We start from the raw sequence: 16,349 nt of genomic DNA on the forward strand, positions 1-16,349 counted from the left end.
ACCTGACCGTAACGGTCCCTTGAACCTAGACAAGCGCTTGGTAGGGGGTATACGACTGAGCCGGGGCAGCGGTCCGGCGCGGAGGTGAGCGGTGACGGAACAGATGCGCACGTCCACGCGTGACCTGGAGGAACTGCGCGAGCGGGCGTCCCGCTGGCTGCGCGGCCGGGTCGGCGGGGACGCCACGGTGTCGGAGCTGTCGCGGCCCTCCGGCAACGGCATGTCGAGCGAGACGCTGTTCTTCACCGCCACCTGGGCCGCCGGGACCCGGCGGTGCGTGGCCAGGCTCGCACCTGCGGCGGAAGCCGTCCCGGTGTTCCCCTCCTACGATCTGCGGGCCCAGTTCGAGGTCATGCGGCTGGCCAGGGAGAAAGCTGGGATCCCAGCGCCCAGGCCGCTCTGGTTCGAGCCCGACCCCGCGCCGCTCGGGACGCCGTTCTTCGTCATGGAGCGGGCCGAGGGCGACGTGCCGCCGGACGTCATGCCGTACACGTTCGGGGGCTGGCTGCACGACGCCTCCCCCGGCGACCGGCGGCGGCTGCAGGACGCGAGCGTCGGGCTGATGGCGGCGCTGCACGGGACGCCGTACACCGGACCGGACGTCGCGGTGCTCGGCCCGCTCGCCCCCGGCGGCACGGACGGCCTGCGCGCGCACGTCGAGGCCCAGCGCGCCTACTACCGGTGGGCGCACGGCGCACGGCCGATCCCCGTGCTGGAGCGGGCCTTCGACTGGCTCGGCTCACACTGGCCGGACGACCCCGGCCCCGACGTCCTGACCTGGGGCGACGCCAGGATCGGCAACGTGATGTACCGCGACTTCACGCCGGTGGCGGTGCTGGACTGGGAGATGGCCGCCGTGGGCCCGCGCGAGCTGGACGTCTCCTGGATGATCTTCCTGCACCGCTTCTTCCAGGACCTCGCGGTGGCGATGGGCCTGCCCGGCATGCCGGACTTCATGCGCCGCGACGACGTATGCCAGAAATATCGCGAAATGACTGGCTACGAGCCCCGCGACCTCGACTTCTACGAGATGTACGCCGCCCTCCGCCACGGCATCATCATGGCCCGGGTGTGGCAGCGCAGGATCCACTTCGGCGAGCAGCCCATGCCGGACGACCCCGACGACCTGGTGCTCCACCGGGCCGCCATCGAGGAGCTGCTCACCCGCTAGCGTCGTACACCAGCAGCGCGATCTGCACCCGGTTGTTCAGGTCGAGCTTGGTCAGGATGCGCGAGACGTGCGCCTTGACCGTGGGCACGCTCATGAACAGCTCCCGCCCGATCTCGGCGTTCGACCTGCCCTGCCCCACGGCCAGCGCGACCTCGCGCTCCCGCTCGCTCAGCCGGCCGAGCAGCCCCCGCGCCCGCTCGGTGCGGTCGCGGCCGCCGCCGTCGGACACGTGCGAGATGAGCTGCCGGGTCACCGCGGGCGACAGGATCGGCTCCCCCGCGGCCACCCGCCTGACGGCGTCGACCAGGTCGCCGGGCGGGATGTCCTTCAGCAGGAACCCGGCCGCCCCCGCGCGCAGCGCCCGCACGACCTGGGCGTCGGCGTGGAACGTGGTCAGCACCACGACCTCGGGCGGCGCGGCGGTGCGGCGCAGCGCCTCGGTCGCGGTGAGCCCGTCGACGCCCGGCATGCGGATGTCCATCAGGACGATGTGCGGCCGGTGCTCGGCCACCCGCGACGGCACCTCGGCCCCGTCGGCCGCCTCGCCCACGATCTCGATGTCCGCGGCCCCGCCGAGGATCATCGACAGCCCGGCCCGCACCATCGCGTCGTCGTCCACGATCAGCACCCTGATCGGCGCGTCCATCGGCCCTCCGTCGGTCAACGTCCGTCCTCGTCCTTCTCCGGCGGCCACGGCAGCCAGGCGCGCACCCGGAACTCGCCGCCGGTCACGCCGTGCTCCAGCCGGCCGCCGGCCAGCTCGGCGCGTTCGGTCAGCCCGATGAGCCCGGCGCCCGCCCCCGGCATGCGCGGCCCGTGCCGCGACCACACCGGGTTGCGCACCTCGGCCGAGACGCCGTCGCCCGGCTCGCCCGCCACGGCGACGGCCACCGGCGCGCCGCCCGCGTGCTTGCGCGCGTTGGTGAGCGCCTCCTGCACGATGCGGTAGACGTTGCGGCCCACCCCGGCCGGGACGCCGTCGGCGGCGCCCAGGTCGAGGCGTACGTCCATGCCGGCCTGGCGGCACTCCTCGACCAGTGCGGGCAGGTCGGCGAGGGTCGGCTGCGGCCGGTCGGGCACCGGGTCGGCGGCCCCCGGCGGGGTGTGGCGGAGCACGCCGATCACCTCGCGCAGGTCCTGGAGCGCCAGGTGGGCGTTGCTCCTGATCGCCCCGGCGGCCCTGGCGACGTCCTCGGCGGGCGCGTCGGGACGGAACTCCAGCGCCCCGGCGTGCAGGCTGAGCATCGAGATGCGGTGGGCCAGCACGTCGTGCATCTCGCGGGCGATGCGCTCGCGTTCGAGCCGCTTGGCGTCCTCGGCGGCGGTCTCGGCCCGTTGCCTGAGCGACCAGACGAGCTGCCGCCTGGCCCGGATGACGATGCCCCAGGCGTAGACGGTCAGCACGATCGTCACCCCGAACGCCGCGCCCCACAGCGGCGTCAGGTCCGGCTGGGGCCGCAGCAGCACGTACGGGGCCAGGGTGACCAGCGCCAGCAGCGTGACCGGCCCCGACACCTTGAACGGCCGGTGCACCGCCACGGTGAACAGCGCCACCAGCGAGGCCCCGCCGACCAGCTCCAGGTAGGACGACAGCAGGATCGTCACCAGCGCGAAGCCCACCGGCCAGCGGCGCCGCAGCCACACCCCCGCGCACGCCAGCGCCCCCACGATCTGCTCGACGGCCAAAAGCGGCTCCGGCTCGTGCCTGATCTCCTCCAGGCCGATGAACGTCACGCCGCAGGCCAGCAGGAACAGCGCGATGTCGGAGACCCAGTCGAGGGTCGAGCGCCGCACCCGGCCGCCGCGCCCGTCGCCGAGCAGCGTGGACGGCAACGCCCACCGGTATTCCAGGGCCGGATCGCCCTCCCCCCGCAGTTCCCTCACATTCGTCGAGGTTATGCCCTGCGCGGGAGCCGGCGACAGCGACCAAAGTCGGTGTCGCCGCAGACCGATGGCCGAGGCGGGCGGGCCGCCGCGGCGGCGAGTGTGGAGGGCATGAAAGCGGTGGTGGAGGCGTTCGGCTGGCTGCTGGTCCTGCAAGGGGCCGGCGGGCTGCTCAACACGCTGTTCGGCTGGTGGGCGTGGGCGCACGGCCTGCTCGTGGTCAACGTGCTGTCCTTCCTCGACGGTTACGAGGTCTTCGCGGCCGTCGTGATCGGCGTGCTCGGCTTCGCGCTGCTCGCGGTGGCGGACGCGGCCGGGCGGAGGGCCGGCGGGGCGGAGGAGGGCCGATGAGCGGGACGGCGCTGCGTCCGCCGCGACACCGGCCCGACCGCCGGGCGGTGGCGTGGTGGACGGTGCAGTGGCTCGTCCTCATGGTCCCCGTGGCGGTGGCGGCCGTGGGCGCGTACCTGGTGTTCACGCCGCGTACGCCGGGGCTCGGGGTGGCGGCGGGTGCGTTCGCGGCGGCCTGCCTGCTGGTGGCGCTGGCCGAGCCGCGGGCGGCCTACCGGGTGCAGCGGTGGGAGGTCACCGAGGAGGCCGTCTACGTCCGCCAGGGGTGGCTGACGCACACGTGGAAGGTGGCGCCGATGTCGCGGATCCAGCGGGTCGACACCGAGCGGGGGCCGGTGCAGCGGCTGTTCGGGCTGGCCGACGTCACCGTGACCACCGCCTCGTCCGCGGGGGCCGTCAAGATCACGGCGCTGGACCACCGGCTCGCCGCGGACCTGGCCGAGCGGCTCACCGCGCGCACCCAGGCCACGCCCGGGGACGCGACGTGACGGGGTGGCAGCGGCTGTCGGGCCGGGGGCGGTGGAACGCGGCCGCCAGGTCGCTGGCGTTCGCGGCCGGGGCCGTGGCCGCGCTGGCGCGCTTCCTGGTGGGCCAGGACTGGGAGACGGGCGGCGTGGTCGCCGCGTGCGCGGGGGCCGCCGTGCTGATCGTGGCGGGGGCGGTGGCCTACGAGGAGACCCGGCTGCGCACGACCGCCTGGCGGCTCACCGCCGACCGGCTCGAACTGCGTTCGGGCGTGACCGTCCGGCAGCACCGCGCGGTCCCGCTGGACCGCGTGCGCAGCGTGGACCTGCGCGCCGACCCGGTGCGCCGGGCGTTCGGCCTGACCGTGGTCAAGGTCGGCACGGGCGAACGCGCGGCCGAGGGCTCGGAGCTGGTGCTGGACGCCCTCGACCGGCACTCGGCCGAGATGCTGCGCCGCACGCTGCTGCGTCAGGACGCGCCCGTCCCCGAGGACGGCCCCCTCGCCGAGCTGCGCTGGTCGTGGATCCGGTACGCGCCCCTGTCGGTCTGGACGTTCACCGGGGCGGCGGTGGTCCTGGGCGCGGCCTACAAGGGGCTCGGCGCCGTCGGGCTCAAGGACTTCACCGACCGGGCGGCGAGCGGCCTGTGGGGCTGGGTGAGCGCGCAGCCGTGGCTCGCGGTCCCGCTGGTGCTGGCGCTCAACGCGGCCGTCGGAGCGCTCGGCGCGTTCCTGCTGTACGCCGAGTCCTGGGGGCGCTACCGCCTGGAACGCGAGCCCGGCCGGCTCAGGCTGCGCCGCGGGCTGCTGACCACCCGTTCGCTGACTCTGGAGGAACGGCGGCTGCGCGGCGTCGAGATCAGCGAGCCGCTGCTGCTGCGGCTGGGCGGCGGCGCCCGGGTCAAGGCCGTCGCCACCGGCCTGGCCAAGTCGGACGACGAGACCGAGGACGTGGCCGCCCTCACCCCGCCGCTCCCCCGAGCCGAGGCCGCCCGCGTCGCCGCCGCGATCGCCGACACGACAGCGGGCGCCGGAGCCGGCCTGGGCGACGGCGCGGGGGGCGTGTCGTTGAGCGGACATCCGGCGGCGGCCGGGCGGCGGCGGGTCGTGCGGGCGCTGGCGGTCACGGTCGTGCTGGCGGCGGGCGCTGGGCTCGCCTGGTGGCTGCTGCCCGCGTCGTGGCCGCGCGCGTGGGTGTGGGCGGCGCCCGTCCTGGCGCTCCCGGCGGGGTTGTGGCTGGCCGCCGAGAGCCGGCGCGCTCTCGGGCACGCGCTGGGCCCCCGGCACCTGGTCATGCGCCGCGGCGCGCTCGTCCGCCGGACGGTGGCGCTGGACCGGGCCGGCATCACCGGCTGGACGTTCCGGCAGTCGTTCTTCCAGCGGCGCTCGGGCCTGCTGACCGTCTCGGCCTGCACGGCGGCGGGCGGCGGCCACTACGAGGTGCTGGACGTGGGCCGCGGCGACGGGCTCGACCTGGCGGCACGGGCGGTGCCGGGGCTGCTGGAGCCGTTCCTGACCGGCGGACAGAGCGGCGGACAGGGCGGCGGGCGGCCGGCCGCGTGATCCACCACGGTTGCCCATGCCCCTGTAGTGGACAAGCGTGATCGCGCGGCCCGGCGGCTTGCTGGTCACTACGCTATTTGTCGCGCTTGCAACGGAGTTGCAGCCTTGTTAACCGTTGGCGTCAATCGCCCGCCGAGAGGATGAGCCCTGCGCGATGCCGGGACCGGCGTCGCCTGCCGCCCGCGGAGGAACCGCGCGGGCTCAGCTTCCCGACGGCTGCTTGGCCAGCTCGGCCAGGTACGCCCTGGCCAGGGCGAGCGCGCCGTCCTGGGCCTCCTTGCGCGGCATGAGCCGGGCCTTGGGCGAGTTCGCCGGCTCGCCCTTCGGCCGCTCGGCGCCGGAGTAGTCGACCCTGACCACCAGCGCGCCGGTACGCGCGATCACCGTGCCGCTGGCGGCCGACACCTCGCCCTGCCTGGTCTGCACGTACTGACCGTAGGCCTGCTCGCCGAGCCCCTCGATGTCGCCCAGCTCGCCCCACGTGATGCCGCCGATGGACGATCCGGCGGTGTTCTTGTCGCCGCCGTACTCGCCGGCGTAGTACGCCTTGGCGGCGCCCGGGTCGATCGCGCCCGCCCGGTTGGTGAAGCGGTGGGTGGTGATCAGCACGCTGCGGATCCTGACGTTCCCGGCCGTGCCCGGCAGGTCGAGGTTGAGCCAGCGGCACTCGGTCTCGTCGTCGTTGCCCGACTCGGTGGCGCGCGCCCTGGTGGCGGGCTTCGGCACCAGACGGGTGGCGGCCTCCGTGACGGCCTGGCAGGCGGGCGGGAAGGCGGCCAGCTCCGTGGGCGAGGGCGTCGGGCGGGCGGCCGGGCTCTGGGTGGCCGTGGCCTGGTCGGGCTTGGCCAGCACGCCGGGATGTTGCGCCTGCCAGGCGGCCACGCCCTTGGCGAAGTACGCGATCAGGCCGCCGACCTCGCGGATCGCGTTCTCCTCGGTGATGGACCTGGTGCTCTCGTTGGACAGGATCTGCGCGTCCTTGCGCTGCTGCCCGGCCTGGAACTTGACCCGGATCGTCATGTCCCCGACCCGGGCGTGGGCCTGGCCGAAGGAGTACCACAGCAGCTTGCCGTCGCGCCGCCAGGTGTACTGGGCGAACGCCCCCTCGCCGACGCCGGGGACGTCCTTGACCGGCGAGACGTACTCCTTCTCGTCGGGGTCGAGCGAGGGCTTGGCGGTGGCGCCGTAGTTGGCGCCGCGGTACTCCATCTCGTAGGAGTTCTGGGCCATCGAGCGGCCGGTCTTGGCGCCGTCGCCCTTGTGCTGCTCGATCCTGACGTCGATCTCCCTGCTGCGCCAGAACTCGCCGAACGAGATGCGCTGGTTCTGCCAGTTGCAGGTGAAGGCGACGGTGTAGTCGGAGTCCCTGGAGGACTTGGTCACCGTCGCGCCGGGCGCCAGCCGTTCGGCCTCGTCCGCGGGCAGCATCGAGCAGGCGTCCGGGCCGGGCGCGGCGGCGGCCGGCGCCACGGACCGCGCCGCCGACGACGACGGCCCGGCGGCCGTCCCGGCGCCGCCCTTGCCGGACAGCAGCAGGTAGGCCCCCACGCCGCCGCCGGCCACGGCCACCACGAGGGCCGCGGCGAGGGTGGGCAACAACCACGCCGGGCGGCGTCCGGGCCGACCGGCGGGCGGCCCCGGCGGCCCGCCCATCGGCCCCGTGGGCGGCAACGACGGCGGCCCCCACTGCGGGCGAGGCGGGGGGCCCGGTTGCGGCGCGAGGGGCGGGCCGGGGGGCGGCGTCGGCGGCCTTCCCTGCGGCTCGAACCGCCTGCCCGGCACCGGATGAGGGGTGGTCGGCGGCTCGTACTCGCTACCGGGGTTCACTGCGACTCCTGAGATTGCCGTGACTTGCGGTGAGACATGGCGAAACGCCCCTTGCACGCATGACGGTCATCCCGGCAGCGCCCCGGACACCAGCCGGGCGATCCGCAGGGCCGTCTCCTTGTCGACCGGCGTCTTGACCGACACCTCGTCCCGGTGCCAGACCACCTCGCCGAGCAGGTTGCTGGACCGGAAGAGCACGACGCTGTCGGACCGGCCGACCGTGCTGGAGGACATCAACAGCTCGAACCGGTTCTGCACGAACGCCGCCTCCCCCACCCCCGCGACGTCCACGACCTCGCCGGCGGCCATCCGCGCCCGGGTGCCCTGCGCCGCGTTCCTGGTGCCCTTCTCGCTGGCGAACCGGCGCGCGGCCACCTGCGGCCCGCCGAGGTCGCCGTCGGGCTTCTCGATCCAGGTCCGTACGGTGATCCGCCGGGCCCGCCGCTCCTCCAGCCCCGCGACCCACTGGCACTCGCCGTCCCGCGTGGCGCTGCGCCGGACGGCGCCCTTGACCAGCTCGGCGGCCTGGGCGTCGGTCAGCAGGCGGCAGGGGTCGGGGGCGGCGGCGTACCGGCCGGTCTCCGGCTGACCGGCCAGAGCGTCCACGGCGTACCAGCCGGCGCCGAGCACCGCGACGCCGCACGCGACGGCCACCGGCAGCAACCACCGCCGGCGACGCCCGGGGACCGGCCCCGAGCGCACCGGCGCGCCGCTGAGCACCTGGCGGACCTGGGCCGCCGTGGGACGGGCGGCGGGGTCCTTGGCCAGCATCGCCATGAGCAGCCCGCCGAACTCCCGGCCCGCCCGCGCGGGGAAGGGCGGGTCGTGCAGCAGCACCGCCGCCGCGACCGCCGCGGGAAGCTGCCGCTCGAACGGCGCCCGCCCCTCCACGGCGGTGTACAGGCTCGCGCCCAGCGACCACAGGTCGGACGCCGGGCCCGGCGCCTGCTCGTTGAGCCGCTCGGGCGCCATGTAGCCAGGCGAGCCGCCGCTGCCGCCATCGCCCTGACCGCCCATGGGGACGGCGATGCCGAAGTCGGTCAGCATGGCCGAGCCGTCGGCGTCGAGCAGGATGTTGGCCGGCTTGACGTCGTGGTGGAGGATGCCGTGGGAGTGCGCGACCTCCAGCGCCGACAGCACCTGCAGCCCGATGCGCGCCGCGTACGGGGGCGGCAGCGGCCCGTTCTCCCTGATCACCTTGTCCAGGGACCGGCCGGTGACCAGGTCCATGATGATCCACGGCTGGTCGCCGTCGAGCACCACGTCGTGCACGAGCACGATGGCCGGGTCGCGCAGGCGTCCGGCCGACCTGGCCTCGTGGATGGCGCGGCCGGCGAACTCGGCCCGCTGGTGGGGGCTCAGCCCCGGCGGCACCCGCACCTGCTTGACGGCGACCTCGCGGTCGAGCGTCTCGTCCAGCGCCCGCCACACCGTGCCCGCGCCGCCCTGCCCGAGCCGCTCGACCAGCCGGTAGCGGCCGGCCAGCAGGTAGTGGTCACTTCGCACGGCGCAACGCCTGCTCGCTCGCCCGGGCCGCCTTGATCGCCGCCTGCCGGACGTCCTCGTCGGTCGGCTTGTCGGCCAGGGTGGCGTACTCGACGGCCACCACCAGGTTGGCGATCCGGTAGTAGACGTGGGCCGAGTGGACGCGCCCGGTCCTGCCCTTCAGCTCGAACCCGAACGCCTCCTCGCCGAGGCCCGCCAGGTCGTGCACGGGGGTGCGCGTGGAGCGCATGTCGGACTTGACGCCGATCTCGGGCCAGGTCCAGTCGATCTGGTCGTACTTGGCCCAGTAGCGCTTCTGGTTCTGGAACAGGGTGCGGGCCGTGGCGGCGGTCATCGACCAGGGATCGACGGTGTCGGAGTCCTTCTGCACCTGCAGCCCGATGCCGGTGCCGGCGACCGGCCAGCCGCATTCGGGGCCCACCTCGTCGCTGTCCGGCTGGGCCTTGGGCGGGCTCTGGGTGCGCAGCAGGCCGCCGACGTCCTGCGGGGTGAGCAGGGTGCACACGTCCATCGGCACGGTGAACGCGGCCGGCGGCCCGTCGTCCTCGCGCAGCACGACGAAGCCGGTGGCCCCGGCGGCGACCACGAGCACGGCCCCGACCGCCCCCCACAGCAGCAGCGGCCGCCCGCGCCGCCGCACCCGGCGGGGCGCGGTCGCCTGCTCGCCGGCCGCCAGGACCGGCGGCGGGCCGCCCGCGGCCACCTGCCTGAGCGCGTGCACGACGTGGCGCGGATCGGGACGGGCGTCGGGACGGCGCGCCATCATGGCGGCCAGCAGCGGCCCGAGCTGCCCCGGCGCGAGCGGCACCGGCTGCGTCACGGTCGCCCTGACCCGCTCGGCGATCGAGCCCTGGTAGGCGTTCGCGCCGGTCACGGCGACGAACAGGGTCGCGCCGAGCGACCACAGGTCGCTGGACGGGCCGCCGGGCTCGCCCTCCAGCCGCTCGGGCGCGATGAACCCGGGCGAGCCGATCATGAGCCCCTGCTCGGTGAGCGCGGCCTGCCCCTCCTGCCGGGCGATGCCGAAGTCGGTCAGCACCACCCTGCCGTTGTCGGTCAGGAACACGTTGCCCGGCTTGACGTCGCGGTGCTGCAGCCCCTGGGCGTGGGCGGCCTGCAACGCCTCCAGCACGTCGGCGCCGACGCGGGCGGCGTACTCGGGGGGCATGGGACCGAACTCGCGCACGGTGTCGGCCAGCGTACGGCCCCGCAGCAGCTCCATGACCAGCCACGGCCGCTCGTGCTCGACGATGACGTCGTGCAGCGCCACGATGCCGGGATGGCGCAGCCGGGCGGTGACCTGCGCCTCGCGCACGGCCCTGGTGACCGCGTCGGCGCGATCCTTGGCCGGCATGCCCTCGGGCAGGGTGAGCTCCTTGACCGCCACCTCGCGGTCGAGCATCTCGTCCTTGGCCAGCCATACCTTCCCCATGCCGCCGGCGCCGAGTGGGCGCAGCAGGGCGTAGCGGCCGGCAAGTCTTCCCGCGGACATAGAGGGAAGGGTAACTAAGGATCAAGAAGGATGGTTATTCGAGCACGTTTCCCGTTCATCCCCTTATGCCGTCCCGGCCCCCCTTCCGCGCGCTCCGGCGTGGTCCGGCGGAGTAACTGTCGGTCCCCCTCTCTATGGTCTTGGAACGTGGACGCGGTTCAAGGCACCCTCGACGAGCTCGGCACCCCGCTGAGCGACGTCACGTTCGTCGTGTTCGACCTGGAGACCACCGGCGGCTCGCCGGCCGAAGACTCGATCACCGAGATCGGCGCGGTCAAGGTGCGGGCGGGTGAGGTGCTGGGCGAGTTCTCCACCCTGGTCGACCCCGGCGGGCCGATCCCGCCGTTCATCTCGGTGCTGACCGGCATCACCGACGCCATGGTGGTGGCCGCCCCGCGCATCGAGGCGGTGCTGCCGAGCTTCCTGGAGTTCATCAGGGGCGCCACGCTGGTGGCCCACAACGCGGGCTTCGACACCCGCTTCGTCAAGGCCGCCTGCGCCGCCCACGGCTATCCCCCGCCCGCCAACCCGGTCGTCGACACCGTCGACCTGGCCCGGCGGGTGCTGACCCGCGACGAGACGCCCAACGCCAAGCTGTCCACGCTCGCCCGGTTCTTCCGCAGCCCCACCGATCCGTGCCACCGCGCCCTGCAGGACGCCAGGGCCACCGTCCACGTGCTCCACGGGCTGATCGAGCGGGCCGGCTCCTTCCAGGTCCACACGCTGGAGGAGCTGAAGTCGTTCGTCCGCGCGCCCACGCCGGAGCAGCAGCGCAAGCGCCACCTGGCCGAGTCCGTCCCGCACGCCCCGGGCGTCTACTTCTTCGAGGACGACCGCGGCGAGGTGCTCTACATCGGCAAGAGCACCAACCTGCGCAACCGCGTGCGCTCCTACTTCACGGCCGCCGAGACCCGTCCGCGCATCCGCGAGATGATCGGCATCGCCGAGCGCGTGCGCCACGTCGTCTGCGCCACCGGGCTGGAGGCCGAGGTCAGGGAGCTGCGGCTGATCGGCGGCGCCAAGCCGCGCTACAACCGCCGCTCCCGCTTCCCGGAGAAGGTGGTCTGGCTCAAGCTCACCACCGGCCCCTTCCCCCGCCTGTCGATCGTGCGCGAGCTGAAGGACGACGACGCCACCTACCTCGGCCCGTTCAGCAGCTCCCGCCTGGCCGACGAGGCCCGCATCGCCCTGCACGAGGCCGTGCCGCTGCGCCAGTGCACCCAGCCGATCAGCCTGCGCACCCGCCGGGCGGCCTGCGTCCTGCACGAGATGGGCCGCTGCGGCGCGCCCTGCGCGGGCAAGGAGAGCCCGGAGGAGTACGCCGCGCACGTCGCGAGCGCCCGCCGGGCCATGACCTCCGACGCCTCGCTCGTCTACACCGCCGTCTCGGCCCGCATGGAACGCCTGTCGGTCGAGCAGCGCTACGAGGAGGCGTCCGTCGACCGCGACCGGCTGGCCGCGTTCGTCCGGGCGGCGGCCCGCATGCAGCGCCTGAGCGCCATCACCCGCATCCCCGAGCTCGTGGCCGCCAGCCCGGCCTTCGACGGCGGCTGGGACATCCACGTCGTCCGCTACGGCCGGCTGGCCGCGGCGGGCGTGATGCCCAAGGGCGCCCACCCCACGCCGTTCGTCGCCTCGCTCAAGGCCATGGCCGAGGCCGTCATCCCGGGCCCCGGCCCGGTCCACGCGGCCAGCGCCGAGGAGACCGAGTGCATCCTGCGCTGGCTGGAGTCGCCGGGCGTGCGGCTGGTCGAGGTCGACGGCGTGTGGTCGATGCCCGCCCGGGGCGCCGCCCGCCACAAGGCCCGCATCGACCTGGCCTACCGCGGGCTTGATCAGCGACGCGACCGAGAGGGACGTCCTTTGCGATGACCGGATACAGTTAATACATGGTCACGGCAATCGTCCACATCAAGGCCGAGGTAGACCGGATCCCGGAGGTCGCCCAGACGATCGCCGAGATCGACGGGGTCAGCGAGGTCTACTCCATCACCGGCGAATGGGATCTGCTCGCCATGGTCCGGGTCGCCCGCTACGAGGAGGTGGCCGAGGTCATCCCCGGGCGGGTCAACAAGGTCGACGGCGTCGAGCACACCGAGACGCACATCGCCTTCCGCACCTACTCCCGGCACGACCTCGACGCGGCCTTCTCGATCGGCTTCCCCGAATCCGACTGATCCCCTCCCCCGCGGCCCTGACGCAAGTCCCCGCGTAAGCCCCTGGCAAGTCCCCGCGTAAGCCCCTGCGCCCACAACGCACCCGCGCTGGTTCCCGCATCCGCGCCCGCGCCGCTCCTGCACTCCTCCGGGTCCGGCTCTGCGTTCGCTTTTCGCGTGCGATTCCGGGCCCGGCCGTTCTCCGGCCGGGCCTGACGCGTTTCCGGGCCCGAACCGTCCCGACGAACCATCCTCTACAGGCCAACCGCAGGCTGGCGGGCCCGGAACGCGGAACGGCCCGGACGGGGAACCCCGTCCGGGCCGATCTCGATCAGGCGAAACCCTAGTGGGTGAGGCTCCGGTCGTCGCCGGAACCGATCGCGGCGTGCTCGCCGTGCTCCCCGTGCTCGCCGTGGTGCCCGTCGTCGAGCGGGATCTTCTCCCCGCCGTACGCCTTGGACATCCGGCCGCGGAGCTTGCCGAGCGGGCCGCGCATGCCCTTGGGCGGGATGCCGGCGGCGTCCTCCTCCACGGGCAGGGCCGGCACCGCCTCCTTGCCCCGCATGTGGGCCTCGAGGTCGTCGGACGCCGGCGTGTGCACCTCGATGAACTCACCGTGCGGCAGGCGCTTGATGACACCCGACTCCACGCCGTGCCCGATGACCGCGGCGTCGCTGCGCTGCAGGCCGAGGCACATGCGGTAGGTGATCAGGTAGGCCAGCGCCGGCGCGACGAAGACCAGCACCCGGCCGATGTACGTCGTCCAGTTGAGGCTGACGTGGAAGTTCGCCGAGATCTCGTCGTTGGCGCCGAGCAGCCACAGCACACCGTAGAACGTCATCGCCGCGATGCCGATCGAGGTGCGGTGGGGGTTGTTGCGCGGGCGGTCGGCGACGTGGTGCTCCCGGTTGTCCCCGGTGACCCACCGTTCGATGAACGGGTAGAGCGCGAGACCGGTCATGATGATGCCCATCGGCACCAGCGCCGGGATGATCACGCTCATCGGCAACGTGCCCGCGTGGGCCGTGCCGAACAGGTTCCACTCCCACGGCGGCATGAGCCGCAGCGAGCCTTCGAGGAAGCCCATGTACCAGTCGGGCTGCGAACCGGCGGAGATGTCCGCCGGCGTGTACGGCCCGAACAGCCAGATCGGGTTGATCTGGGCGAACGTCGCCAGTCCCGACACCACGGCGAGCGTGAACAGGAAGTAGGCGCCCGCCTTGGCCATGAAGGCCGGGTAGAACGGCGCGCCCACCACGTTCTGGTTGTTGCGCCCCTTGCCCGGCATCTGCGTGTGCTTCTGCACCCACATGAGCACCATGTGAGCCGAGACCAGCGCCAGCAGGATGCCCGGGATGAGCAGGATGTGCAGCGAGTAGAACCGGGAGATGACGTCCTCGCCCGGATACTCCCCGCCGAACAGGAAGAACGTGACATACGTGCCCACCAGCGGCAGCGAGATCGCCACACCCTCGGTGATCCGCAGACCGGCGCCGGAGAGCAGGTCGTCGGGGAGGGAGTAGCCGGTCAGGCCCTCGGCCAGCGCCAGGGTCAGCAGCAGCACGCCGATGATCCAGTTGAGCTCGCGCGGCTTGCGGTAGGCGCCGGTGAAGAACACCCGCAGCATGTGCACCGTCATGCCGGCCACGAAGAGGAGGGCCGCCCAGTGGTGCATCTGCCTCATCAGCAGACCACCCCGGACGTCGAAGCTGATCTCCAGCGACGACGCGTAGGCCTCCGACATCATGACGCCCTTGAGCGGCGCGTACGAGCCGTCGTAGGCGATCTCACCCATGCTCGGCTTGAACCACAGCGTCAGGAACGTGCCGGTGAGCAGCAGGATGATGAACGAGTAGAGCGCGATCTCACCCAGCAGGAACGACCAGTGGTCAGGGAAGATCTTGCGCAGGTTGCGCTTGAGGAAGTTCGCCCCGCCCAGACGGTCGTCCAGGAAGGTCGACGGCCCGGCGATGGCCTTCGGTACGGCGTTCAGGTCGCTCATGCCTGGCCTCCCTTCTCCCTGGCCTCGGCCTCGGCGTCGCCGCGCTCCCAGTAGCTGGGGCCGACGGGCACGTTGAAGTCACCCTGGGCGATCAGATAGCCCTCGCTGTCGACGGTGATGGGCAGCTGCGGCAGCGGCCGGGCGGCCGGGCCGAAGATGACCTTGGCGCCGTCGGCCGCGTCGAAGGTCGACTGGTGGCACGGGCACAGGATGTGGTGGGTGGTCTGCTCGTAGAGCGCCGCCGGGCAGCCGACGTGCGTGCAGATCTTGGAGTAGGCGACGATGCCGTCGTGCGTCCAGTTCTGCTTGACGCCGCTCTTGAGCTCCTCCGGACGGAACTTGATCAGGATCAGCGTGGCCTTGGCGAGCGCGTTGAGGTCGTGCTCGTACCCCTCGGGCACCACCGACAGGATGCCGCCGGGCGAGTTGAAGTCGGCCGCGCGGATCGGCTGGCCGGTGCCCTCGACGACCAGGCGCAGCGGCTTGCCCTCCTTGGTCTTCTCACCCCAGACCGTGTGGCGCAGCAGCTTGTTGAACTTCGCGCCGGGCATCTTGGAGTTGTCGAGGTCGCGCAGCAGCACCAGCGGCACCAGGCCGAGCGGCGCGGCGGCCAGCAGCAGCGTGCGGCGCATCAGCTTGCGCTTGACGAAGCCGCTCTCGTTGGCGCCCTGCAGGAAGGTCTCGGAGACGACCTCGCGGTCGTCCTCGTCGGAGGCCATCGTGTGGCGCTCCTGGACCAGCGCGTACTTCGGCATGATCTGGCGGACCCAGACCACGATGCCGACCGCGAGGCCGAGGACGGCCAGGGTCAGCGTGCCGCCGAGGGCGAGGTTGGAGACCCCCGTCGCCTCGGGGCTGCCGACCTGGAACACCACGTAGGAGATGAGGAAGGCGATGCCGGCCAGGAAGGTGATCGCGAAGCAGAGCGCCACGATCTTCTCGGCCTTGCGGGCCTTGCTCTCGTCCTGCAGCGTCACGCCGGGGACGTCGCGGTCGGCGGCGTCCGCTTCCTTCTCCGCGGCGCCCAGCATCGACGTGCCCGGCGCGGGAGTGCCGATGACGCGCTTGGGCACGCGTTCGTCCGGCTGCTCGATCTCGTGCTCGTTGTCTGTCATGACTTCTGTCGCTTCTTCGCGGTGATCCAGATGGCGGCGAGGGCTAGGGCGGCGATGCCTACCACGAACGCTACGAGACCTTCGGTGACCGGGCCGATGCGCCCGAGGCCGAACCCTCCGGGGTCCTTCTGCTCACGGACCTGGGTGATGTACGCGATCATGCTGCGCTTCTCCTCAGGCGTGATCGTCGAGTCGTTGAAGACCGGCATCGCCTGGGGGCCGGTGACCATCGCCTCGTAGATCTGCGTCGGTGAGGACTCGTTGAGGTTGGGCGCGTACTTGCCCTGCGTCAGGGCACCGCCGGCGCCCGCCCAGTTGTGGCACTGGATGCAGTTGGCCCGGAACAGCTCGCCGCCCTTGCCGGCGTCACCGAGCTTCGGGTCGACCTGCTCCTTGCCGGGGACCTGCGGACCGCCGCCGAGCGACTGCACGTACGCGGCGACCTGACGGGTCGTGTCCTCGTTGACCCAGTGGGCCAGGGGCTTGCGCGGCGCCTGCGGGCCGGGGTTGCCGGCGGGCATGCGGCCGGTGCTCATCTGGAAGTCGACCGCCGCGGCGCCGACGCCGACGAGCGTGGGGGCGGTATTGGTGCCCTCCGCGTTCATGCCGTGGCAGCTCGAGCAGTGGGCCACGAACAGGCTCTTGCCCTCGGCCACGTCGTCGACCTTGCCTGCCGCCAGCGCCGCGTCGGCAGGCTTACCCGCCTGGACAAAGGCGGCGTATACCATCCCGACCAGCGCCAACGCCAAAATCAGGACGGCGTATCTCGCGAGGGGATGCCGCCGCCAAGCGGTGATCCTAGTCACAGAGATCCCGTTC

Annotated in this window: 14 protein-coding genes; 6 read left to right on the plus strand and 8 right to left on the minus strand. The window is 73.0% G+C overall.

Translation table 11 applies throughout. The features are described from left to right. The first annotated feature begins 91 nt into the window (after positions 1-91). Positions 92-1,171 (plus strand): phosphotransferase family protein, encoded by a 1,080-nt coding sequence (locus AB0J76_RS26390; protein WP_352322935.1) that lies wholly within the window; start codon positions 92-94, stop codon positions 1,169-1,171. Here the strand turns inward: AB0J76_RS26390 and AB0J76_RS26395 are convergent. Both AB0J76_RS26395 and AB0J76_RS26400 read right to left on the minus strand, forming a co-directional pair. Next, a complete protein-coding gene (locus AB0J76_RS26395; RefSeq protein ID WP_352322936.1) occupies positions 1,161-1,817 on the minus strand; it encodes a response regulator transcription factor in 657 nt (218 codons plus the stop codon). The two genes, AB0J76_RS26390 and AB0J76_RS26395, sit on opposite strands and share 11 nt — an antisense overlap. Before the next feature lie 14 nt (positions 1,818-1,831). After that, on the minus strand, positions 1,832-3,055 hold the full coding sequence (locus tag AB0J76_RS26400; RefSeq protein ID WP_364390713.1) for a histidine kinase: 1,224 nt from the start codon (positions 3,053-3,055) through the stop codon (positions 1,832-1,834). Between the two features lie 111 nt (positions 3,056-3,166). Between AB0J76_RS26400 and AB0J76_RS26405 the strand changes: the two genes are divergently transcribed. From AB0J76_RS26405 to AB0J76_RS26415, 3 genes are read left to right on the plus strand one after another with little or no spacing between them, the layout of a single operon-like run. Then, a complete protein-coding gene (locus AB0J76_RS26405; protein ID WP_352330117.1) occupies positions 3,167-3,406 on the plus strand; it encodes a hypothetical protein in 240 nt (79 codons plus the stop codon). Then, positions 3,403-3,894 carry a PH domain-containing protein gene (locus tag AB0J76_RS26410; protein WP_352330118.1) on the plus strand — a complete coding sequence of 164 codons (492 nt, stop codon included), beginning with the start codon at positions 3,403-3,405 and terminating at the stop codon, positions 3,892-3,894. The genes AB0J76_RS26405 and AB0J76_RS26410 overlap by 4 nt, the downstream gene beginning before the upstream one ends. Then, complete coding sequence (locus AB0J76_RS26415; protein WP_352330120.1) at positions 3,891-5,432, plus strand: PH domain-containing protein; 1,542 nt, start codon at positions 3,891-3,893, stop codon at positions 5,430-5,432. The genes AB0J76_RS26410 and AB0J76_RS26415 overlap by 4 nt, the downstream gene beginning before the upstream one ends. 201 nt (positions 5,433-5,633) lie before the next feature. Here AB0J76_RS26415 and AB0J76_RS26420 read toward each other — a convergent pair whose 3' ends face one another. From AB0J76_RS26420 to AB0J76_RS26430, 3 genes are all read right to left on the minus strand, one after another. After that, on the minus strand, positions 5,634-7,259 hold the full coding sequence (locus tag AB0J76_RS26420) for a hypothetical protein (protein WP_364390716.1): 1,626 nt from the start codon (positions 7,257-7,259) through the stop codon (positions 5,634-5,636). Between the two features lie 66 nt (positions 7,260-7,325). Further along, positions 7,326-8,765 (minus strand): serine/threonine-protein kinase, encoded by a 1,440-nt coding sequence (locus tag AB0J76_RS26425; RefSeq protein WP_352329830.1) that lies wholly within the window; start codon positions 8,763-8,765, stop codon positions 7,326-7,328. Next, positions 8,755-10,257 (minus strand): serine/threonine-protein kinase, encoded by a 1,503-nt coding sequence (locus tag AB0J76_RS26430; protein ID WP_352329828.1) that lies wholly within the window; start codon positions 10,255-10,257, stop codon positions 8,755-8,757. Before AB0J76_RS26430 ends, AB0J76_RS26425 begins: the two co-directional genes overlap by 11 nt. Before the next feature lie 147 nt (positions 10,258-10,404). Between AB0J76_RS26430 and AB0J76_RS26435 the strand changes: the two genes are divergently transcribed. Then, positions 10,405-12,129: a DEDD exonuclease domain-containing protein gene (locus AB0J76_RS26435; protein WP_352329827.1), complete on the plus strand. Its 1,725-nt coding sequence runs from the start codon at positions 10,405-10,407 to the stop codon at positions 12,127-12,129. Between the two features lie 17 nt (positions 12,130-12,146). Then, positions 12,147-12,434: an Lrp/AsnC ligand binding domain-containing protein gene (locus AB0J76_RS26440; RefSeq protein ID WP_125630767.1), complete on the plus strand. Its 288-nt coding sequence runs from the start codon at positions 12,147-12,149 to the stop codon at positions 12,432-12,434. 322 nt (positions 12,435-12,756) lie between these two features. On the opposite strand, the gene AB0J76_RS26445 is transcribed toward AB0J76_RS26440, so the two are convergent. From AB0J76_RS26445 to AB0J76_RS26455, 3 genes are read right to left on the minus strand one after another with little or no spacing between them, the layout of a single operon-like run. Beyond that, positions 12,757-14,415 (minus strand): ubiquinol-cytochrome c reductase cytochrome b subunit, encoded by a 1,659-nt coding sequence (locus AB0J76_RS26445; RefSeq protein WP_352326593.1) that lies wholly within the window; start codon positions 14,413-14,415, stop codon positions 12,757-12,759. Next, on the minus strand, positions 14,412-15,530 hold the full coding sequence (locus AB0J76_RS26450) for a Rieske 2Fe-2S domain-containing protein (RefSeq protein WP_352326594.1): 1,119 nt from the start codon (positions 15,528-15,530) through the stop codon (positions 14,412-14,414). The genes AB0J76_RS26445 and AB0J76_RS26450 overlap by 4 nt, the downstream gene beginning before the upstream one ends. After that, positions 15,527-16,336 (minus strand): c-type cytochrome, encoded by an 810-nt coding sequence (locus tag AB0J76_RS26455; RefSeq protein ID WP_352326595.1) that lies wholly within the window; start codon positions 16,334-16,336, stop codon positions 15,527-15,529. The genes AB0J76_RS26450 and AB0J76_RS26455 overlap by 4 nt, the downstream gene beginning before the upstream one ends. Between the last annotated feature and the right edge of the window lie 13 nt (positions 16,337-16,349).

It is taken from the genome of Nonomuraea sp. NPDC049624 (genome assembly GCF_040675255.1).
In the GTDB taxonomy this organism is placed as follows: Bacteria; Actinomycetota; Actinomycetes; order Streptosporangiales; family Streptosporangiaceae; genus Nonomuraea.